Source organism: Burkholderia glumae LMG 2196 = ATCC 33617, assembly GCF_000960995.1.
In the GTDB taxonomy this organism is placed as follows: domain Bacteria; phylum Pseudomonadota; class Gammaproteobacteria; order Burkholderiales; family Burkholderiaceae; genus Burkholderia; species Burkholderia glumae.
In genome coordinates this window covers 369,749-391,515 of sequence record NZ_CP009434.1, presented here as the reverse complement: position 1 = coordinate 391,515, position 21,767 = coordinate 369,749, and the positions used below count along the sequence as shown (strand labels likewise).

Genomic DNA, 21,767 nt, shown 5'->3' with positions numbered 1-21,767 from the left:
AAAAAAAGAAGCCGGCGCCAGCCGGCACCGGGTCGGGACAGTATAGCCGCGCCGGCCGGCGCCCGCGCCGCGGCAGCCCGGCTTGCTACGCTTGTTACGGCGCGGTTACCGAAGCGGCGCGCGCGCCGCTTCGTCACCGACGGCCGGCATCCTGAATGCCGCGCCGCAGGCCGCGATTCGCATGATTTGACACCGTTTCAAGGAGGCCCGGCCGGGCCGCGACCCGCGCGGCGGGTTGCCGCCCCGGAAACCGCCGCGCCGGTATACTTGGCCACTTTGCCCGATCGCGGGCCACGCCAGCCTGCCCATGTTGAGAACCCTATTCGTCCGACTCGTTGCCTGGTCCGTGCGGCGCCCGCTGCTGGTCGTCGTCCTGTCGCTCGTGATCGCCGCGCTCGGCGGCGTCTATGCCGTCCAGCACTTCAGGATCAACACCGACGTCAGCAAGCTGCTCGACAACGAGCCGCAATGGGCCGCGCTCGGCGACGCGATCGACCAGGCGTTCCCGCAGCGCAGCCAGACGATCCTCGCGGTGGTGGAGGCGCCGGCGCCCGAATTCGCCTCGGCGGCGGCCGACGCGCTCGCCGCGGCGCTCGACCGCGACACGCGCGCCGGCCGCATCGGCCAGGTCTCGCTGCCGGCCGGCGGGCCGCTGTTCGAACATGACGCGCTGCTGTTCCTGTCGCCGGCCGAACTCGCCAGCACCGTCTCGAAGCTGACCAGCGCGCGCCCGCTCGTCAATACGCTGGCGAAGGACCCGAGCGTGACGGGCCTCGCCACCACGCTGTCGACCACGCTCGGTCAGCCGCTGCTGACGGGCCAGGTCACGCTGCCCGGCATGAAGACGCTGCTCGGCCGCGCGGCGGCCACCGTCGACGAGGTGCTGGCCGGCCGCCCGGCCGCGTTCTCGTGGCGCGCGCTGGTGGACGGCGACGCCGCGAAGCAGCCCGCGTTCGCGTTCGTGACCGTCGAGCCCCAGATCAACTACGGCGCGCTGAAGGCGGGCGAGCAGACCGAGCAGACGATCCGCGCCACCGCCGCCTCGCTCGGCCTCGACAAGCGCTTCGGCGCGGTGGTGCGCCTGACCGGCGAGCAGCCGCTCGCCGACGAGGAATTCGCCTCGGTGGAGGACGGCGCGGCCATCAACGGCATCGGCACGATCGTGGTGGTGCTCGTGATCCTGTGGCTCGCGCTGCGCTCCAAGCGGATGATCGGCGCGGTGCTCGTCACGCTGGTGGTCGGCCTGATCGTGACGGCCGCGCTCGGCCTCGCGATGGTCGGCTCGCTGAACATGATCTCGGTCGCGTTCATGGTGCTGTTCGTCGGACTCGGCGTCGATTTCGCGATCCAGTACGGCGTGAAGTACCGCGAGGAACGCTACCGCGACCCGGATCTGGACCATGCGCTGCTGGGCGCCGCGCACTCGATGGGCGTGCCGCTGTCGCTCGCCACCGCGGCGGTGGCGGCGAGCTTCTTCTCGTTCCTGCCCACCGCCTACCGCGGCGTGTCGGAGCTGGGCCTGATCGCGGGGGTGGGCATGTTCGTCGCGCTGCTCACCACCATGACGCTGCTGCCCGCGCTGCTCAAGCTGCTGCACCCGCCCGGCGAGACCAAGGCGCCGGGCTTCCCGCGCCTCGCACCGGTGGACGACTACCTGGACCGCCACCGCAAGCCGATCCTGATCGGCACGCTGGTGGTGGTGATCGGCGCGCTGCCGCTGCTCACGCGGCTGCACTTCGACTTCAACCCGCTGCACCTGAAGGATCCGCACAGCGAATCGATGGCCACGCTGATCGCGCTGAAGGATTCGCCCGAGGCCTCGGTCAACGACGTGCGCATGCTCGCGCCGTCGCTGGCCGCCGCGGACGCGGCCGCCGCGCGGCTCGCGAAGCTGCCCGAGGTGGGCCGCACCACCACGCTGTCGTCGTTCCTGCCGGCCGACCAGCCGCAGAAGCTCGCCATCATCAAGACGGCCGCCGACGCCCTGCTGCCCGCGCTGACCCAGCCCGCCGCGCCGCCCGCCAGCGATGCGCAGCGCGTGGCGGCGCTCAAGCGCGCCTCGGCACTGCTCGGCTACGCCGCGGAGGACCACCCGGGGCCGGGTGCCGACGAGGCGAAGCATCTCTCGCAGTCGCTGGCCAAGCTTGCCGCGGCCGACGTGGCCACGCGCGATCGCGCCGAGAACGCGTTCTCGGCCACGCTGAAGATCGCGCTCGGCCAGCTCGCCGCGCTGCTGCAGCCCTACGAGGTCACGCGCGCGAACCTGCCGCCGCAGATGGTGCGCGACTGGGTGGCGCCGGACGGCCGCGCGCTCGTGCAGATCTCGCCCAAGGTGCCGCCCGGCGTCGATTCCGGCGACGACGTGATGCTGCGCCACTTCGCGCAGGCCGTGAAGCGCGCCGAGCCGGCCACCATCGGCGGGCCGATCTCGATCCTGCATTCGGCGAACACCATCATCCGCGCGTTCCTGCAGGCGGCCGGGCTGTCGATCCTGGCCATCACGGTGCTGCTCTGGATCACGCTGCGCCGCTTCGGCGACGTACTGCGCACGCTGATTCCGCTGCTGGTGTCGGGCATCGTCACGCTCGAGCTGTGCGTGGTGTTCGGCATGTCGCTGAACTTCGCGAACATCATCGCGCTGCCGCTGATGCTCGGCGTGGGCGTGGCGTTCAAGGTGTATTTCGTGATGGCGTGGCGCGCCGGCCAGACCGGCCTGCTGCAATCGAGCCTCACGCATGCGGTGCTGTTCAGCGCCGCGACCACCGCCACCGCGTTCGGCAGCCTGTGGCTGTCGCACCACCCGGGTACCGCGAGCATGGGCAAGCTACTCGCGCTGGCCCTGTCCTGTACGCTGATCGGTGCCGTAGTGTTCCAGCCCGTGCTGATGGGCAAACCGCGCGTGCCACGCGCGCCCCAATCCCCGGAAATCAATGAATAAACAGCGAATCATGGCCGGCGCCCTGAGCGCCGGCGCCCTGCTGCTCGGCGGTTGCGCGACCGGCCCCAACAAGACCGCCGGCGACCCGCTCGAGCCGATGAACCGCGCCATCTTTACTTTCAACGACACGGTGGACACCCATATCGCCGTGCCGATCGCGCGCGGCTACCAGAAGGTGACCCCCACGCCGGTGCGCACCGCCATCAGCAGCTTTTTCTCCAACCTCGGCGACCTCAGTAACTTCGCCAACAACCTGCTGCAGCTGCGCGTGACCGACGCCACCGAGGACGTGATGCGCGTCGTGATCAACTCGGTGTTCGGCGTGGCGGGGCTGTTCGACGTGGCGTCGGCCGCCGGCCTGCCGAAGCATCATCAGGACTTCGGGCTCACGCTCGCGCGCTGGGGCGTGCCGGCCGGCCCGTACCTGGTGCTGCCGGTGTTCGGCCCGAGCTCGTTCCGCGACGGCGTGGGCCGCGCGGTGGACGTGCGCTTCAACCTGCTCAACTATATCGAGCCGGCCGTGCGCAACCCGATGTACATCGCGCAGTTCATCAGCGCGCGGGCCGACCTGCTCGGCGCCTCGGACCTCTTGCAGCAGGCCGCGCTCGACAAGTACTCGTTCGTGCGCGACGCCTACACGCAGCAGCGGCGCTCGGCCACGTATCACGGCGCGATCATCGGCGCAGGCGGCGGCGCGGCGAGCGCCGCCGGCACGCTGCCGGGCGGGCTGCCGAACTACGACGATCCCGGCGCGCAGGCGGGGGGCGCGAGCGGCGCGGGCAGCGAGCCGCAGGGGCTGCCGAACTACTCGGACCCGGGGCAGGACACGGCGCCCGCCGCCGCCTCGGGCGCCTCGGCCGCGGGTGCCGCCTCGGGCGCGGGTGCCGCCGTCATGCCGGCGGCCCCGGCCAGCGCCTCGGCCGCTCACTGAGTCCGGCCGCGGCGCGGCGCGGCATCCGCCGGGGCCGCCTCACTCCGCGAACGGCAGCGTCTGCTGGCCGTTCGCGCGCATCCCGAACACGTTCAGCGTCATCGCGACCAGCGCGTAATAGCCGAGCAGACCGACCAGATTGATCACGACCGGAAGGCCGAAACGCGCGCGGGCCGCCTCGAAGGTGGCGTCGGACACGCGCCGCGTTTCGTAGAGTTCGGTCGCGAAGCGATAGACCAGCGCGTCGTCGCTGTCGGCGCCGCCGTCGAACACCGGCGCCTCGCCGCGGCGGATCGCTTCGGCCAGCGCCGCCGGCACGCCGGCCTGCAGCGCGATCGGATGGTGGATGTGCCATTCGGCCTGAGAACGCCAGCGCGCGGCGGTGGCCAAGATCGCGAGTTCGGACAGCCGCAGCGGCAGCCCGGTCTCGTAGCGGCAGAACGCGCCGAGCCGCTGCGCATGCTGCGCCAGCGCCGGGCTGTGGATCCAGCCGAGGAACGGGCCGTCGAGATTGCCGCGCGGGCCGCTGAGGATCTCGTCGAGCACCGCGCGCTGGGCCTCGGTGGCGGTGCTGCGATCGAAGGGGGGAAGGCGGGAGGTCATGTCGTGAGTCCGGGTTCGGGAAGCGGGCGGGCCGGCGGCAAACGGCCGGGAGCCGGGGCCGCCGAGCCGCCTCGATTATCGCGCGCGCCGCCGGCTTCGCGAAGCCGGGCGGCGGGGCGCGGGACCAGTATCGTGCGCCGCCGCGCGCCGTTCGCCGGCGGCGCGCGGCATGGGCATCAGGCGGCCGGCCATGCGCCGCTCGAGGCAAGCGCGGCGTCGAGCGACAGCGCCAGACGCTCGACGATCGTCTCGATCTGCGCGGCCGTGCAGATGAACGGCGGCGCGAGCAGCACGTGGTCGCCGCGCCGTCCGTCGATCGTGCCGCCCATCGGATAGATCATCAGCCCGCGCGCCATCGCCTCGCGCCGCAGCGCCGCGTGCAGGCGATGCGACGGCGCGAACGTCGCCTTGCTCTCGCGATCGGCGACGAACTCGACGCCGACGAACAGGCCGCGCCCGCGCACGTCGCCGACGGCCGGATGGCCGGCGAAGCGCTCGCGTAGTTGCGCACGCAACTGTTCGCCGCGCGCCCGCACGTTGTCGAGCAGGCGCTCCTCGGCGATCACGCGCTGCACCTCCAGCGCGGCCGCGCAGGCGATCGCGTGGCCGAGGTAGGTGTGGCCGTGCTGGAAAAAGCCGGTGCCGCCGACGATCGCGTCGTAGACGCGATCGCTCGCCAGCATCGCGCCGATCGGCTGATAGCCGGCGCCCAGCCCCTTCGCGATCGTCACGATGTCGGGCGCGACGCCATCTTCCTCGCAGGCGAACAGGTAGCCGGTGCGGCCCATCCCCGACATGATTTCGTCGAGGATCAGCAGCACGCCGTAGCGGTCGCAGACCGCGCGGATCTTGCGGAAATATTCGCGCACCGGCGGCACCGCGCCGGCCGTCGCGCCCACCACCGTCTCCGCCACGAAGGCGGCCACCGTCTGCGGGCCGAGTTCGAGGATCTTCGCTTCGAGCTCGTCGGCGAGGCGCTGCGCGAACGCGGCCTCGCTCTCGTGAGCGCGCTGCTCGCGATACGCATAGCAGGCGCCCACATGATGCGTCTCGATCAGCAGCGGCAGGAACGGCTCGCGCCGCCATGCGTTGCCGCCGATCGCGAGCGCGCCGAGCGTGTTGCCGTGGTAGCTCTGCCGGCGCGCGATGATGTGCCGCCGCGCCGGCTCGCCGAGTTCGACGAAGTACTGGCGCGCGAGCTTCAGCGCGGCCTCGATCGCCTCCGAGCCGCCCGACACGAAATAGACGTGGCCGAGCCCGTCCGGCGCCGCCGCGACGAGCCGGTCGGCCAGCTCCTCGGCCACCGGGGTGGTGAAGAACGAGGTGTGGGCGTAGGCCAGCTGCCGCGCCTGCCGCTCGATCGCCGCGATCACGCGCGCGTTGCCGTGGCCGAGGCACGAGACGGCCGCGCCGCCGCAGGCGTCGAGATAGCGTTTGCCGTCGGCGTCGATCAGCTCGATGCCGTCGCCCGCCACCGCAACGGGCAGGCGCGCGCGCGGGGCGCGGTGAAATACCGTGGTCATGGCTTGGCTCCTGGTGCGGGAAGAGAGGGCGCCTCGATGCGAGGCGCGCGCTTCGTGCGGCGCGCGGCGATCACGGCAGGCGCGCGATGCGCATCGCGAAGCCGTGCTGTCCGGCGCGCCGGACCACGAAATCGACGCCATGCGCATCGATGTCGAACGAGGCGGTGGCGAGCGTGTTCTCGACGTCGGGATCGTCCGGATCGTCGCGAAAGATCGGCAGGCCGGGGCCGCCGCGATCGGCCAGCACGCCCGTGAGCGCATCGATGCCGGGCTCGCCGAGCGCGGGCAGCAGCGTGGCGAGCCGGGCCTGCCTGTCGCGCGAGGACGCCGTCACGATCTGCGCATCGGCATCGGCGCATGGCCCCCGATGCACGAGGTGGTTGGCGTGGCCGAACACGCCCTCGACCGTCAGCACCGAGGTGCGCGCCACGCTCGCCTCGACGCTGAGCACGCGCGCCGCGCCGGCGCAGCCGAGCATGTGATGGAAGCCGCTCGCGCGCGGCCGCTCGCGCAGGATCGCCAGCGCCGCGTCGAGCGAGGCCGCCGCGAGCACCGCGCGCGCGAGCACCATGCGCGGCACGCCCGGCGCCGGTGCCGTGATCCGCAGGTTGTTGATGGTCTGCACCAGGCCCGCGCGATTGACGGCGAACGTGTGGCCCGGCAGCGAACCCGGATAGTAGAAGCTCAGGAAGCCGGGGCCGCGCTCGGGCCGCACGTCCACCAGCAGGCAGCGATCGAGCAGGAACGGATCGCCGTCCTCGTTGTGCACGATGCGCTGCAGCTGCGGCGTGCTGGCGGCCACCGTGGTGCAGCCGTCGCCGCGGTGGTTCAGCAGTTCGCCGCGGCAGTTCCAGGCGAACAGGTCGGCGGCGTCCAGGCCGAGGCCGGCGGCCATGCCGTCGAGCTCCGCGACGAACTCGGGAAACGCGGCCTCGGCCTCGCGCCGCAGCGCGGCCAGCAACGGGTCGCCGCGGCGCGCCATCACCGCCTGCCAGGCGCCGCTTTGCGCCGTGTATGCGGCCATCACGGGGCGCGCGAGCTCACCGAGCCGGCACCCGATCTCGTGCGCGGAACCGGCAACGACGACGGGTTGCAGTGCTTTCATCGGACATTCCGTATCACAACATTTGATTCTCTAATTATATTCAAAACAACATTTGTTGTCATTGCGGCCGTGACGGAATTCGCGCGCAGGCGCAGCGCGGTCAGGAGGAAGTCGAGAGCAATCGACGAATCGACGGGCATCGCCCGGAATCGCTGCGGCGTCGCGAGCCGGGCGGCAGTGCTGCCGGCCGCCGCGCGCCGCCGCCCGGGCAAGGGCGCCGCGGGCCCGAGGCCTCAGGGGCCGCGGGAGCGACGGCTCACAGGCCGCGCCAGGCGCCCTCGCGCTCGAACGCGCGGCGCGCCTGGATCAGCGTCGCCTTCGCGGCGCGCGCGTCGCCGGCCAGCTTCAGCAGCGCGCCGAGCTGCGACGGCTGCTTCGCGAGTTCGCGCAGGATCGGCATGATCGCGGTGCTGCCGTCGTCGCGCAGCCCGGCCGTGGCGGCCGGCGGCAGGGTGCGCCACGACGGATCGACGATCGCGCGGCAGACGGCGAACGGCACGCCGCGCGCCGCCGCGAAGGCCGCCGCGATGTGCGATTCCATGTCGACCGCGAGCGCGCCGTGGCGCGCGTGCAGCACGGCCTTGTGCCGCGCGTCGATCACCGGCGCGCCGACCGCCGCGAGCCGCCCGCGCCGCACGCTCGCGGCGAGCGGCGTGCCGCGCAGGGCGGCGAGCAGCCGGCGATGCCAGGCCGCGTCGGTCGCGACCTCGCCGAACGGGCCGTCGATCGCATCGGCGACGATCAGCGTGCCCGGCGCGAGATCGGGCGCGAGCCCGCCCGCCGTGCCGAAGCTGACGATGCCGGCGCAGCCGCGCGCCATGGCTTGCGACAGCGCGCGTTCGAGCCGGTCCGCGCGCGCGGCGAACACGGTTTCGACACCGTCGCCGGCCGCGATCCTCGCCTCGAACGCCATGCCGCTGACGGCGATCACGGGCGCGCGCGGGGTGGAGGTGGCCACCCGCATCTACATGCCCACCGTCACGCGCCGGGTGCCGGTGCGTCGCAGATTGCGGTAGCGCGCGAGCGCCCACAGCGGGAAGAACTTGCGATAGCCGTGGTAGCGCAGATAGAACACGCGCGGGAAACCCGTGGCGGTGAAGCGCGCCTCGTCCCAGAGGCCGTGCTCGCGCTGTTGGGCCGCGAGCCAGGCGATGCCGCGCGCCACGGCGGGATGCTCGACCTCGCCGGCCGCCATCAGGCCGAGCAGCGCCCAGGCCGTCTGCGACGCGGTGCTGGCGGCGCGCTCGTAGCCGCGATAGTCGAGCTTGTAGCTGTCGCCGTCCTCGCCCCAGCCGCCGTCCGGGTTCTGGATCGACAGCAGCCACTGCGCGGCGCGCTTCACGCGCGGATCGTCGAACGGCAGGCCGGCCGCGTTCAGCGCGCCGAGCGCGCTCCAGGTGCCGTAGATGTAGTTCATGCCCCAGCGGCCGTACCAGCTGCCGTCGGCCCCCTGCTCGGCCAGCAGGTAGTCGAGCGCGCGGCGGGCGGGCGCGCTGTTGGCGGCAGTCTCGCCGAGCTGCGCGAGCATCGACAGGCAGCGGCCCGACACGTCGGCGGTGGGCGGATCGAGCAGCGCGCCGTGATCGGAGAACGGGATGCTGTTCAGGTACTGGTGGGTGTTCTCGGGCTCGAACGCGCCCCAGCCGCCGTCGCTGCTCTGCATGCCCACCACCCACTCGCGCGCACGCGCGATCGCGTCGCGGTAGGCATCGGTCTGCGCGAGCTTGGCCACGCGATCCATCGCGAGCGTGACCACGGCCGTATCGTCGACGTCGGGGTAGTGCGGGTTCGCGTACTGGAACGCCCAGCCGCCGGGCCGCACGTCGGGGCGGCGCGAGATCCAGTCGCCGCGCACGTCGAGGATCTGCAGCGGGCGCAGCCAGTCCAGGCCGCGGATCGCGGCGGCTTCGGCGCGCGGCTCGCCGGTCTCGAGCAGGGCGTGGGCCGCGAGCGAGGTGTCCCAGACGGGCGACAGGCACGGCTGGCAATAGGCCTCGTCGTCATGGATCACCAGCAGCTTCTCGATCGCGCGGCGCGCGGTCGCGCGGTTCGGATGATCCTCGGGATAGCCGAGCGCGGCGTACATCATCACCGAGTTCGCCATCGCCGGATAGATCGCGCCGAGGCCGTCCTCGCCGTTCAGGCGCTCGTCGACGAACTGCAAGGCCTGGCGGATCGCGCGCTCGCGCGTGTAGCGCGGGAACAGCCCGTCGGTCAGGCGCAGCAGGCCGTCGAGCAGGCGAAAGCAGGCGAACCAGGCCGGGCTCTGGTGTCCCGCGCGCGGCAGCAGGCCGGCGTTCACGGGCGGGGCGACGAACAGCTCGTCGACCCGCACGCCGCGCGGATTCCTGGCGAGCGGGCGCTTCGCGCTGAGCACCAGCAGCGGCACGGTCACGGTGCGCGCCCAGTACGACACCTTCGAAAGGTGGAACGGGAACCACTGCGGCAGCAGCATGATCTCGACCGGCATCATCGGCACCGCGAACCACGGCACCACGCCGAACAGCGCGAGCTGGATGCGCGTAAACACGTTCGACATCTCGGCGCCGCCCATCGCGTGGATCGCATTGCGGGCGCGCACCATGTGCTCGGCGTTCGCGTCGTCGCCGATCATCTTCAGCGCGAAGTAGGCCTTCACGCTCGCGCTGACGTCGGGCGCGCCGTCGGTGAACAGCGGCCAGCCGCCGCCGGGCAGCTGCACGCGGCGCAGGTAGCGCGCGATCTTGCGTTCGAGCTCGAGGTTGGGCGTCTCGCCGAGGTAATGGACCAGCAGCACGTATTCGGCGGGAATCGTCGAATCGGCCTCCAGCTCGTAGATCCAGTGGCCGTCGGCTTGCTGGGCGGCGAGCAGCGCGTCGGTGGCGCGCGTGATGGCCGCATCGAGATCGGCGGCGGCGAGGGCGGGGGCATCGATCGATGCCGCGCGGGCCGGCGCCGGCGCGGTGGCTGCGGTGGCAGTGGCGGCAGGCGTGGCGCCGGACGGAGCCGGTGCGGCGGAGGCGAGCTCGGCGGGCGCGTCGACCGACGGCGTGCCGGATGGTGCCGGTGCGGCAGAGGCGCCGGCCGGCGTGCCGGACGATGCCGGCGCAGTGGCGGCGAGTTCGGCGGGCGTCGCGCCAACCGCCGCGGCCGCACCGGCGGCGCCGGTCGCTGCCGTTTGGGTATCGGCGGGCTGCACGGCGCGCGACGGTGCGACGGCGCCGCCCGCCGCCTCTGCGGGCGTGGGTCCGGCAGCGGACGGCGTCGCGTCGTCTGGCCTCGCGCCCGGCGCGCTCGAATTGGTGAGATCGTTCATCGGTCCCTCTCTTGTCATGCGGCGCGTGCGGTACCGCTCGGCGGCACGCCCCGTCGATCGACGCGGGCAGGGCGGCGGACCCGGTGCCCGCGCACGGCGGACCCGGCCCGCGAGCAGGCGCGGCCGGGCGTTTCGGTTTCGAATGCCGGCGGCCCGCCACGGACGAATCCGCGCGAACCCCGGCCGGCAGATCGGAGCCCCGCCTCGTTATATGCATCGACATACACGAGTGACAAGGCATCCAGCAAAAGCGTGCACTCACATTCAAGTACCACGCCTGAGCGCGGTCGGGCCGGCAAACCCAACGGCGCGGCGGGCGATCCGCCGATCGCCCGGTCGATGGCCGACATCGAATCAGAAAAACGCGTAGCGCAGCGCGATCAGCAGCATGCGCAGGCGCGGCTTGCGCAGCGGCTGGCGCGGTGCCGCGAAGCCTCGGGCCAGCGCCGCCTCGAGGATGCAGCGATAGGCGCCCGACATGATGCGCGGGGCGCGGACCTGGGCGCGCGGCGCGCCGTCCATCACGCGGTCGGCCTGCGCGAAATGCGCCAGCGCGCGCTCGGCCAGCGTCGCGCACACACGCGGCAGCGCCGGGTGCCGCGCGATCGCGCGCGGATCGCCGAGCGCGATGCCTTCGCGCTCGAGCAGCTCGCGCGGCAGGTAGCAGCGGTGGATGTCGGCGTCCTCGTCGATGTCGCGCAGGATGTTGGTCAGCTGCAGCGCGCGGCCGAGATGGTGCGCCAGCTCGATGCCGGGCGCCTCCTGCATCCCGAAAATTCTCACCGACAGCCGCCCGGCCGAACTCGCGACGCGATCGCAATACAGATCGAGCGTGGCTTCGTCGGGTGCGCAGATATCCTCGGCCGCATCCATCGCCATGCCGTCGATCATGGCGTGGAAATCCTCGCGCTTCAGGCCGAACCGACGGATTTCCCGCGTGAGCGGCACGAGCGAGGCGCGCGGCTGGCCGGCGAAGCAGGCGTCGATGTCGGCGCGCCAGCGGTCGAGCCCCGCCGCGCGTTCCTCGCGCGTGCCGCCATCGTCGGCGATGTCGTCGACGGCGCGGCAGAACGCATACACCTGGAACATGGCCTCGCGCTGCGGAGCCGGCAGGATCCGCATCGCGTGATAGAACGAGCTGCCCGAGGTAGCGGCAGCGGCATCGATTTGGGTTTCGTCCACGACAGAATGGGAAACGGTCAAGACGAGCTCCGCTAAGACGCCCTCGCGGGCGATGGAAGTAGCCATGCCCGGCGGGGGATGGAATTGCGTGCGAGATGCGCGAACGATGCGCGCAGACAGGCTTGATTGGCCGGTGGATGGCCGGAAATGGGCCGAAGTATAGCAATGTTTGCCGGCGACTGCCGCCGTCCGGCCCCACGGAACCGGCAACTTACGCGAACACCACGTCGCGTTGCAGATCCAGCGCAATCAGGCCCAAGGCGCGCGCCAGCTGCAGCACCTGGCGGCGTTCCAGACGCGAGCCCATGAAGCTCGTGACATGGCCGTCGCTCTCGACAGTGAGATGAAAGCTGGCGACGCCCTCACCGAACCAGGCACCGGGCACGTCCTCCGATTCGCGCCAGGCGAGATCGCTGATCACGCGGTCGATGGCATCGCGAATCTCGTGGCCCGGCGCGATCGACGGCGCGACCTCGCCAAGGTCGTCGAGCGAGTAGGGGCCGGGCGTCGCTGGACGGCGATAGAACAGATAGTCGGAATTCATGAGGCGCGATCATGAGGGGCGAATATCGGAAATTAGCGCGGGAAGCCGGCTGAATGGAATAGGCAAGACGATCTGCTGTGGCGCGCCGGTAACAGTTCCGTCACGCCGAACCCGTCACGCCGCCCCGGCGGCGGCGGGACGCACAGCCGCGGCGAGATGGCTGCGCCGCCTGCCGTTCCATGCGGCCTGCTGCGGCCCGCGTGCTCGCGCGCCCGTGGAACGCGCGACACGGCAGGGTAGCGCCACCTCATCCTGCATTGCTTGATAGTGGGGACTCACACTCCATGGGATTGCCCGGAATTGCCGGGATCCGACGCGCTCTGGCACCATCGGGGCACCGGACCTGCCGCCCGCAGCGGCGAGTTCCGCCCACTATCCAATCAGGAGAGACACCGTGGCCCGTTCCGAGACCGAAGCGCCAGCCCATCCCCACCACGCCACGGCCACGCGCCTGCCGTTCGTGCTCGTGCACGGGGCCTGGCACGGCGCGTGGGCCTATCAGCGGCTCGGCGCGGCGCTGGCCACGCGCGGCCATCCGAGTCTCGCGCGCGACCTGCCCGCGCACGGGCTCGACGCCCGCTATCCGGCGGCGTTCGGTGCAGCGGACGGCGCGGCCATGGGCAGCGAGCCGTCGCCGGTGCCGGCGACGACGCTCGACGACTACACCGACAGCGTGCTGCGCACGATCGACGAGGCGCGCGCCTTCGGCCACGAGCGCGTCGTGCTGGTGGGCCACAGCATGGGCGGCCTGGCGATCACGGCGGCGGCCGAGCGCGCGCCGGAGCGGATCGCGAAGCTCGTCTACGTGGCCGCGTTCATGCCGGCCTCCGGCATGGCCGGCCTCGATTACCTGCGCGCGCCGGAGAATCACGGCGAGGCGCTGGCCGCGCTGATGTGCGCGAGCCCGCGCGCCATCGGCGCGCTGCGCATCAATCCCGCCAGCCGCGACGCCGGCTATCTGGCGATGCTGAGGCAGGCGCTGTTCGAGGACGTCGACGACGCGACGTTCCGCGCCGCGACCCGCCTGATGTCGTCGGACCTGCCGCCCGCGCCGTTCTCCGCGCCGATCGCGACCACGCCGCAGCGCTGGGGATCGATCGAGCGGCACTACGTGATGTGCGAGAGCGACCGTGTGCTGCTGCCCGCGCTGCAGCAGCGCTTCATCGCCGAGGCCAACGCCTTCGCGCCGCAGCAGCCCACCCACGTGCACCGGCTGGCCAGCAGCCATTCGCCCTACCTGTCGCAGCCGGAAGCGCTCGCCGACCAGCTGGTCGCGATCGCGCGCGCCCACGGCGGGCCGTCGACGAGCGCCACATGAAGCGCGCATGACCCCATGCTCCGGGCGCGCGGCCGGCACGCGCGATGCGAGCGCGGCGCGCTCGGCGAACGCGCCGCCGCCGATGCGCCGGCGCGGCACGGACGAGGCGCCAGCGATGCGCAAACGGGCCGGAAGCGACGCTGCCCGAGTCGTTTATGATGGCGATCGAGCAATACCGCCACCACACGCAGTCTCGCATCTTCACCATGAAGTCTGACCGGCCTGACGCTTCACGCGCCTCGTCCGCCGCCGCGGACTGGCAGGACGACGACGCGTCGTTCGCCTCGGGCGCGCCCGAACACGACTTCGCGGTCCGCCGGATCACGCTGATCGTGTTGCTCGCCGCCGCGATCGTGCTGCCCTGCATCTACGTCGCCGTGATGGCCTACAACGACCTGCGCGCGCGCGAGGCCACCGCGCGCGACGTGACGATGCGCACCGTGCGCGTGGCCGAGGAGCACGCGCTGAAGGTGTTCGACCTGACCGAATCGCTCGACGCGCGCATCGTCGACCTGGTCCACGATCTCGACGACCAGGCGGTGCGCAACGCGGAGGCCGACATCCACGACGCCCTGAACACCATCGGCGGCGGCTATCCGCAGGTGGCCGCGGTATCGATCTTCGGCGCGAGCGGAATGCTGCTCGCCAACAGCCTCTATTACCCGGCGCCCTATGCCTCGATCGCGAACCGCGACGACTTCATCGGCATCCGCGACGGCAAGGTGATCGAGCATATCTCGCGGCCGATGCGCGGCCCGCTGCGCTCGGCCACGCCGAGCCTGGTGTTCAACACCGGTGTCGCGCGCCGGCACAGCGACGGCAGCTTCGCCGGCATGGTGTCGATCGCGCTGAAATCCTCGTACTTCAACGCGTTTTACCGCGAGCTGCTGGGCGGCGAAGGCTCGCCGATGACGATGGCGCTCACGCGCAGCGACGGTGCCGTGCTCGCCGCGTACCCGCCGCCGCCCGACAGCGGCGACGAGAAGCTCGACGAGCGCGTCGCGCCGTTCGTCAACGCGCGCGACGCGAATTCGCACGCCGGCATCTCGCGCGTCCAGCATGACGGCATGACCGAAATCGTCGCGTATCGGCAGGTCGGCGCCTATCCGGTGTACGTCACCTGCGCGTACCGCGCGTCCGCGATCTGGCAGGCCTGGTACGAACACCTGAGCGTGCTGTTCGTGTCGATGTTCGCGCCGTCGCTCGCGCTCTGGTGCGTGATCTGGCTGTCGCTGAAACGGCTGCGCGTGGAGGAGCAAGCCTGGGACCGCTGGCAGGCCGAGGCCTCGATGCGCCGCTCGATCGAATCGGCGTACCGGCAGTCGCGCAAGATGGAAGCGCTCGGCAACCTGGTGGGCAGCGTCGCGCACGACTTCAACAACCTGCTGATGATCATCTCGAGCAATATCCAGATCGTCCGCCGGCGCGGCGCCGACCAGCTCGACACCGAGCTGACCGCCGTCGAGCGCGCGCTGAAGAACGGCCAGTCGCTCACGCGCCAGCTGCTCGGCGTGGCGCGCAAGCAGCCGCTGCGCAGCGAGACGATCGACGTGCCGCAATGGCTCGGCTCGTCGTGCCGCGAGCTGCTGAAGACTTCGCTGAGTTCGAAGTCCTCGCTCGTCATCGAGATGCCGCCCGACATCTGGCCGATCCGCGTCGACCTCGCCGAACTCGAGCTGGCCGTGATCAACCTGTCGGTGAACGCGCGCGACGCGATGCCGACCGGCGGGCGCTTCACGATCGCCGCGCAGAACCTCACGTTCCGCCACGAGGACGGCTTTCCGCTGACGGGCGACTACGTCTGCATCGCGCTGTCGGACACCGGCAGCGGCATGCCGCCGGAGGTGCTCGCCCATGCGTTCGAGCCGCTCTTCACCACCAAGCCGAAGGGGATGGGCACGGGCCTCGGACTGCCGCAGGTGTTCGCGTTCTGCGAGCGCTCGGGCGGCATCGCGACGATCGACAGCGAGCAAGGGCGGGGCACCACGGTGCGGCTCTATCTGCCGCGCGCGAAGGCGGGCGACCCGGCGCCGGCGCCGCCCGCCGCGCCGCGCAGCAAGGCGCCGGCCACGCAGGCACGGCACGAAGGGCTGCGCATCCTGCTGGTGGAGGACAACGGCGACGTGGCCGCCGGCACCGAGGCGCTGCTCGCGCTGCTCGGCCATCGCGTCACCTACGCGGCCAACGCCGACGACGCGCTCGCGCTGCTGAACGCCCCCGTCGCGCCCGACGACGAGATGCGCCCCTACGACCTCGTGATCTCCGACATCCACATGCCGGGCAAGCTCAACGGCATCGATCTGGCCGAGATCATCGAGTCCCGCCCCGGCGCGCCGCTGCCGGTGATTCTCGTCACCGGTTACGCGGAGGAGCTCGACCGCACGCGGCGCGTCAACGCGCGCGTGCTATCGAAGCCGTTCGACATCGGCCTGCTCGACGAGATACTGCAGGCGATCCGCGAGGGGCGTGACGCGCGCCGGGCCACGCGAAGCTGAGATCGGGCCGGACGCCACCGGCACGCCGGAACGTCAGGTGCGGCGCGCGCCACCGACGGCGCCCCGATGGCTTGGTGAGCGTGGACGCTCAGGCCGCGGCCGACGCGTGGCGGCGCACCCAGTCCGCGTAGCGATCGACGAACGACTGCAGGAACTTGCGCGTGTCGTCGCTGACGATCTTGCCGTTCGCGTCGATGCGGCTTTCATCGTGTTTGATGAAGACTTCCGGCTGCGCGAGCGTCACGACGTCGAGATAGGCCAGCACGTTGCGCAGATGCTGCTGCGCCAGCGCGGTGCCCATGGCGCCCACCGAGGTGCCGATCATGGCACCCGGCTTGCCGCTCCACGAATTGCTGCCCCATGGACGCGAGGCCCAGTCCAGCGCGTTTTTCAGCACGCCCGGCACCGAGCGGTTGTATTCGGGCGTGACGAACAGCAGGCCCTGCGCCGCCTCGATTTGCTGCTTGAAGGCGTTCGCCTCGGCGGGGAAGGCCGAATCGTAGTCCTGGCTGTACAGCGGGAGCGCGCCGATCTCGGCGAACTCGAACGCGAAATCTTCGGGTGCCAGCGACATCACGGCCTTGGCCAGGGCACGGTTGAACGACTCGCGTCGCAGACTGCCGACAACGACAGCAATGCGGTATGTCATCACACTCTCCTTCCGCTCGATTGGGAATCAGGCCGCATTCGTTCGCGAACGAACGGTAACGGCCCATTTGCGGGCAGGCCAGGACATGTCCTGCCAAACGGGCGATCCGGGCAGACTTTCCACAAGGTTTTCCACAGAAACTGTGGATAACTTTGCAATCGCGCGGGCCGGCGGGATAACTCGAAATGGGGCTGGCACCGCTTCGACGGAACGCCACACGCGGGGACAGCATAGCGCACCCGCCTGGGGACGGAACGCGGCAAAGAGAGCGTGTTTCGGCAGCGTGTTCCGGCAGCGCCGGCGGCGGAGTGGGGCGCAGCGCTGGCGACGGCGGGCGATGCCATCGGTTTCTTATTTTTCTTTCTAGAAAAATAAGCGTTACATGGTGGGGGCGAACAGCACCCGGACCGCCTCCGGCGGCCGGCCAATCACCGCCTTGCCGCCGCGGACGACGATCGGGCGTTGCAGCAGGACAGGATGGTCGGCGATCGCCTGGTAGAGCGCTTCGTCATCGAGGTCGGCACGGTCGAGGCCCAGTTCCTGGAATGGGGCTTCGTTATCGCGAACCATCTCGAGCAAGGGCCGATCCAGCTGACGATGAAGCGCCTTCAGCTCGGCGACCGTCAACGCCGCCTTCAGGTATTCGACGACCTCTACCGGCTCGCCGCTGGTGTTCAGCGTGTCGAGCAATGCCAGTGTTTCACGGGATTTCGAGCAACGGGGGTTGTGATAGATCGTGATCATGCGGAGGCAGGTTGGGTGGGTACAGGCCCGCTATTGTAGCGACGGGAGGGGAGCGGTAGCGATCGCGTCTCGTCCAGCCGGAAGCCGGGCAGGTGCGAGGTGCCTGCAGGCCGACTGGATACAGGCGTCGAAGGGAACGGCTCACGGGAGGCCATTCGGCCGCCAAAGCAGCAGGGGCTCGTATGCACGACGAATCGCGCCACGTGTCCGCGCAGCCGGCCGCAGTGAGCGGGGCGATCACCGGAAAGCGAAACGCCGTTGTGAATCGACCGTGGCGCGGAGGCGACGGTTTATGCGCATAAACCAGCGAACGCCGCATCGCATGAAGCTCGCCCTCCGCGCTTGCTCGGGAGCGGGGCCACCTCCCTTTCCGGCTGCGTTCACGCCCACGTCCAGGCAGCTTCATCCCCATGTGCCCCACCACACGCCACGGACCCGGCCGCCGGCTGTCGCTGCCGCGCATGCCAATGCTCGTCGTCTCGTCTTCTCGGCATAGCAGGCAGCCCGCTTTATGCGCATAAACCCATCGGCCAGATGGCCAGTTTTCCGCCGATTCATCACATATCCATTGAAATAAGAAATTCATCGGGTAAAATTTCGACGATCAAAACAGGAGTGAAAATTGGCAGCCGAAATCATTGCGGTCACGCAACAGAAGGGTGGCGTCGGAAAAAGCACTATCGCCATGCACCTCGGCGCGGCATTCCATGAGAAAGGAAAGCGCGTCCTCGTCGTCGATGCCGACGGGCAAAACACGCTCGTCCATTGGTCCAGCGCGTCGGGCGATGCCGAGAACGGCATTCCGTTTCCCGTCGTGAACCTTGCCGAAGCCGGTGGCCAAATTCATCGCGAGATCAAGAAGTTCATCAACGACTACGACATCATCGTCGTCGACTGCCCGCCCTCGATCACCGAGAAGGTTTCCGGCGTCGTGCTGCTGGCCGCCACCGTGGCAGTGGTGCCCACCTCGTCATCCCCGGCCGATTACTGGTCGAGCGTCGGCCTCGTCAAGCTGATCCAGCAGGCCCAGGTGATGAACGAGGACCTGCGCGCCGTATTCCTGCTGAACAAGACCGAAGAGAAGCGCATGCTGACACGGGAATTGAAGCGTGCGATCGAGGAACTGGGCTTCCCGTTGCTGAAGACGCAGATCCCCACGCGCGAGGCCTACAAGCAGGCGATGGCGCTTGGCCAGACCGTGCTGCAGATGAACGATCGTGGCGCAAGGCTCGCCGCTGCGGAAATACGCGCGTGCGCCGACGAGATCGTCGCCATGCTGCCCTGACTTTATGCGCATAAAGGACCCTGAATGAAACCCTCCCAATTCGCCAAAGGCTTCCAGGCGCGCCCCGATACGACGACGAGCGAAAAGCGCACGGCGCTCGACCGGCTGAACGCCATCGACGGCCTTGTGAAGCCGGACGCGCCGGCGCCGGCAAAATCGTCGAAGAAGGACATCCCCGTCACGATCGTGCAGACGCCGCCGGCCGAGCCAACCGACGAATCGGCGCAATATCATGCATGGCGCATCGCCAACCGGTATCAGCCCGGCCAGATCATCGAGCTCCCGCTGAAGGCCATCAAGGCCAGCCCGTTCAATCCGCGGCACTTTTATCTGAAGTCGTCGATCGCCGAGCTTGCCGTCAACCTAGCGAAGCAGGGGCAGCAGCAGGCGATCCACGTGATCCCCGACTACGAGAACCCCGGCACCTTCTTCGTCAGCGACGGCGGCCGGCGCGTGCGCGCGCTCAAGGAAGCGAACAAGGAATCGGTGAAGGCGATCGTGGTCGACATCCCGATCGGCATCGAGAGCTACAAGCTTGGCTACGATCTGAATGTCCAGCGCGATTCACAGACGGTCTTCGACAATGCCGTCGTCTGGCGCCGGTTCCTGGAAGAAAAGTATTTCCAGAGTCAGAAGGAACTGGCCGAGCATCTTGGCATCGATGAATCGACGATCGCCGTCGCGCTGTCGATCGGCAAGCTGCCTGAAGCGGTGATGCAGGAGATGGTCACGCGCACCGATCGTTTCGGCTCTAACATGGCCTACCAGGTCGGCCGCTATCACGCGGCGCGCGGGACCGAGGCCACACTGCGGCTGATCAACAAGATCCTGTCCGACGACCTGAGCACGCGCCAGGTCGCCGACATCGTGAAGGGCAGGGCGAGCACGCAGGAGAACGCGAAGCCGGCGGGCCGCCAGCGCTATGCGCAACGTCACGAGATCAAGATGAACGGCTCGACGGTCGGTGATCTGAAGTCGTATGGCGAGGACCGGCTCGAGCTCCGGCTGCGTGGCCTGACGCGTGAAAAGCGCGATGAAATCCTGCAGCAACTCGAGAAGATGCTGCTGAACTGACGCCGCCAGTCGTTCAGGCCCGTTTGCCGGCAATACCGGCAAACGGTGCGACGCGCACGCCGGCTGTCTGGCCCGCCCGGCCGAATCCCCCGCAGCCGCGCCGTTTCACGCTCCTTCGCGCCGAGCGTTCCGCCCCGCGCGCCCGGCAACCCAGCAAACCGGCCCGGCGCATTGAAGCGGCCGGTGGAAAATCCCGTCCGCCGCACGCCTGAGACACGGATGACCGCGCTTCGCCGCCCGTCCGTTCCGCCTGCCCGGCCAAAACAAAAAAGCCGAACCTGTTCAATACAGATTCGGCTTTTCAAAAAATTCCGGGCGTAAGCGACAAGGCCGCGCGCGCGCGACCGCCTGCCTGCTCAAGCCGCGCGCGACTGATTCAGCGTGAATGCGAGCAGATCACCGTCGGTCGGCTCGCCCCAAGTTTTCAGCGCCAGCCAGTCGAAAAACGCGGTTTCGACGAGTTTCGAGTCGAGGCCGCGCCGGCGCCAGTCGTCACGCAAATGCGAGCCGAGCGCCGGCAGCACGTCGCTCTCGAACGACGTGCGCGCGAGTTCGCGCTCGGCCTCGCCCTGTTCCTCATACAAGGCCTTCGCCTCCTTGCGGCGGTACGCGTCGTACTCGCCGCGCAGGCGCGCCTTCGGATCGTCGGCCACGCCGGTTGCCGACGCCACCGCGGCCAGCTTGCCCGCGGTGCCGCCCGGCAGCGCATCGGCAGGCTCGGCCACGGGCGGCGCGTACCCCTTCTTCAACGCATCCTTGAACAGTGCCGCCGCGCTGCGCACCGGCGGCAGCGTCGTGCTGCGCATGCGCTGCTCGGTCATCTGCAGTGCCGCGCGAATCCGGTTTTCCTCGCTATCGGCATAGAGCGTCTGCGCTTCCTTCAGCGGGATGCCGATCTTCACCATCCGGTCCACGAGCGTGCTGTCGAACACGTTCGGATGCTCGTCGAGCGCGAGCATCGGCTGCTTGCGCTCGGACACGCGGAACTGGATCTCGGCCACGCGGCGCCCTTCACGGTGTTCGATCAATTCGACGAAGATGTTCGTGACGGCGTTGACCTCGGCGATTGCCGGGCGCAGATAATCGCGCTTGAAGTACTTGTACTCGCGCTTGGCCTCGTCGCCGGCCTCGGTGTCGGGGGTTCCCGACAGGATCGGGCGCCACCATTCCCACGGCTCGCGCATCGTCAGATGGCTCGGGTTCGTCAGGTAGCGCACGCAGATCTCATAGAGGGCGAGGCCTGCGCTGCTGCGCAGCTGGCTCTGGAACTGCAGGCTCAGGCGCGCGTACTGCACCGGGTCCAGCAGCTTCTTCTTGATCTTCGGCGCGAATGAGAATTCGACCCAGACGCGGCGCGTGGCCGGATCCTCGAGAATTTCCGCGTCGGCGATCAGCGTCGAGATGCCCCACTTGCGGCCCGGCTTCTGGCTCGACGTGCCGGTGCTCCATTCCACCTGCACCGACACCATGCGCCGCAGGTGTTCCTTGACGAGCGCGGTGTCGTTCGAATCAAAGGCGGAGTTTGCGACGATGTCGGACAGCAGCGCACGATACGTGTCGCCGGAATCGTCGGCCTGCTGCGCCACGGCGAGCAGAACGTTGAAGAGCTTGCGGGTCAGCAGCGTGATCTTGCCGCTCTTCGGCTGGATGGCGATCGCCTCGACCGCCTTTCGCAGTTCGGCGGAGCTGGCGTTCACCACATCGACATCGGTTTTCTTCGCGCGCTTGGTGGCCATGCGTCGGGTCGGAGAGGGAAAGGTTCCCGGAAGAATAGCGGCTGTGGTGATGGGCGTCTATAAGCGAGACCTCACCGTAGGCGGTGAAGCGGGACGATTCGTACCGCCTCACCCCATGCATTTTCCCGGAAAAGCTCACCGGTGGAAATTCGGACGATACGCGCCTCACCTTGGCCGACGCGGGTGACGCGGGCACGCATGATATCCGCACCGATCCCGATGCGTCGAGTCGGCTCCCGTATCGGCTCACCTTAAAAATTTTTGTCGCGATCCGGCGACACCGGCGACACCGGCATCACCCTAGGCTGCGCGCCGCCAATCTGGCGGTCCGATCGGAGAGGCGCC

The 21,767-nt window shown here is 69.7% G+C and carries 15 protein-coding genes and 2 pseudogenes; 7 read left to right on the top strand and 10 right to left on the bottom strand.

Annotated elements, in window-relative coordinates:
• Positions 1–307: 307 nt before the first annotated feature.
• Together hpnN and KS03_RS03045 are read left to right on the top strand one after the other, a co-directional pair.
• The gene (gene hpnN, locus KS03_RS03050) at positions 308–2,938 is read left to right on the top strand and encodes a hopanoid transporter HpnN (RefSeq protein WP_015878239.1); all 2,631 of its coding nucleotides are present in this window, start codon (positions 308–310) and stop codon (positions 2,936–2,938) included.
• Positions 2,931–3,869, top strand: coding sequence for an MlaA family lipoprotein (locus tag KS03_RS03045; RefSeq protein WP_015878240.1), 939 nt, complete (start codon positions 2,931–2,933; stop codon positions 3,867–3,869). The genes hpnN and KS03_RS03045 overlap by 8 nt, the downstream gene beginning before the upstream one ends.
• 39 nt (positions 3,870–3,908) lie before the next feature.
• Here the strand turns inward: KS03_RS03045 and KS03_RS03040 are convergent, their stop codons facing one another.
• The 7 genes from KS03_RS03040 to KS03_RS03010 form a co-directional block, all read right to left on the bottom strand.
• Complete coding sequence (locus KS03_RS03040; protein WP_015878241.1) at positions 3,909–4,472, bottom strand: carboxymuconolactone decarboxylase family protein; 564 nt, start codon at positions 4,470–4,472, stop codon at positions 3,909–3,911.
• Positions 4,473–4,648: 176 nt separating this feature from the next.
• The gene (locus tag KS03_RS03035) at positions 4,649–5,995 is read right to left on the bottom strand and encodes an aspartate aminotransferase family protein (RefSeq protein WP_015878242.1); all 1,347 of its coding nucleotides are present in this window, start codon (positions 5,993–5,995) and stop codon (positions 4,649–4,651) included.
• Positions 5,996–6,065: 70 nt separating this feature from the next.
• Positions 6,066–7,100 carry a C45 family autoproteolytic acyltransferase/hydrolase gene (locus KS03_RS03030; protein WP_015878243.1) on the bottom strand — a complete coding sequence of 345 codons (1,035 nt, stop codon included), beginning with the start codon at positions 7,098–7,100 and terminating at the stop codon, positions 6,066–6,068.
• 256 nt (positions 7,101–7,356) lie between these two features.
• Positions 7,357–8,064 carry a phosphorylase gene (locus KS03_RS03025; protein ID WP_015878244.1) on the bottom strand — a complete coding sequence of 236 codons (708 nt, stop codon included), beginning with the start codon at positions 8,062–8,064 and terminating at the stop codon, positions 7,357–7,359.
• On the bottom strand, positions 8,065–10,395 hold the full coding sequence (shc, locus tag KS03_RS03020; protein WP_015878245.1) for a squalene--hopene cyclase: 2,331 nt from the start codon (positions 10,393–10,395) through the stop codon (positions 8,065–8,067). It abuts the gene before it with no gap.
• Positions 10,396–10,749: 354 nt separating this feature from the next.
• Positions 10,750–11,598 (bottom strand): presqualene diphosphate synthase HpnD, encoded by an 849-nt coding sequence (gene hpnD / locus KS03_RS03015; protein WP_015878246.1) that lies wholly within the window; start codon positions 11,596–11,598, stop codon positions 10,750–10,752.
• 190 nt (positions 11,599–11,788) lie between these two features.
• Positions 11,789–12,121: a hypothetical protein gene (locus tag KS03_RS03010; RefSeq protein ID WP_015878247.1), complete on the bottom strand. Its 333-nt coding sequence runs from the start codon at positions 12,119–12,121 to the stop codon at positions 11,789–11,791.
• Positions 12,122–12,515: 394 nt separating this feature from the next.
• Here KS03_RS03010 and KS03_RS03005 point away from each other — a divergent pair, with 394 nt between their 5' ends.
• The 3 genes and pseudogenes from KS03_RS03005 to KS03_RS33295 all read left to right on the top strand — a co-directional run.
• Positions 12,516–13,439, top strand: coding sequence for an alpha/beta fold hydrolase (locus KS03_RS03005; protein ID WP_015878248.1), 924 nt, complete (start codon positions 12,516–12,518; stop codon positions 13,437–13,439).
• Between the two features lie 206 nt (positions 13,440–13,645).
• Positions 13,646–14,401 (top strand): annotated as a pseudogene (locus KS03_RS33300) (PDC sensor domain-containing protein); the annotation flags it as partial.
• A 69-nt stretch (positions 14,402–14,470) separates the two neighbouring features.
• Positions 14,471–15,934 (top strand): annotated as a pseudogene (locus tag KS03_RS33295) (ATP-binding protein); the annotation flags it as partial.
• Positions 15,935–16,022: 88 nt separating this feature from the next.
• Here the strand turns inward: KS03_RS33295 and KS03_RS02995 are convergent.
• Positions 16,023–16,583 (bottom strand): NADPH-dependent FMN reductase, encoded by a 561-nt coding sequence (locus KS03_RS02995; protein WP_015878250.1) that lies wholly within the window; start codon positions 16,581–16,583, stop codon positions 16,023–16,025.
• A gap of 378 nt (positions 16,584–16,961) precedes the next feature.
• Positions 16,962–17,327 carry an arsenate reductase (glutaredoxin) gene (arsC, locus tag KS03_RS02990; RefSeq protein WP_035979475.1) on the bottom strand — a complete coding sequence of 122 codons (366 nt, stop codon included), beginning with the start codon at positions 17,325–17,327 and terminating at the stop codon, positions 16,962–16,964.
• Positions 17,328–17,949: 622 nt separating this feature from the next.
• Between arsC and parA the strand changes: the two genes are divergently transcribed.
• Entirely contained in the window at positions 17,950–18,612 is a 663-nt protein-coding gene (gene parA, locus KS03_RS02985) for a ParA family partition ATPase (RefSeq protein WP_012732896.1), read from the top strand.
• A gap of 24 nt (positions 18,613–18,636) precedes the next feature.
• A complete protein-coding gene (locus KS03_RS02980) occupies positions 18,637–19,686 on the top strand; it encodes a ParB/RepB/Spo0J family partition protein (RefSeq protein WP_012732897.1) in 1,050 nt (349 codons plus the stop codon).
• 356 nt (positions 19,687–20,042) lie between these two features.
• Here the strand turns inward: KS03_RS02980 and KS03_RS02975 are convergent, their stop codons facing one another.
• The gene (locus KS03_RS02975; RefSeq protein ID WP_012732898.1) at positions 20,043–21,422 is read right to left on the bottom strand and encodes a replication initiation protein; all 1,380 of its coding nucleotides are present in this window, start codon (positions 21,420–21,422) and stop codon (positions 20,043–20,045) included.
• Between the last annotated feature and the right edge of the window lie 345 nt (positions 21,423–21,767).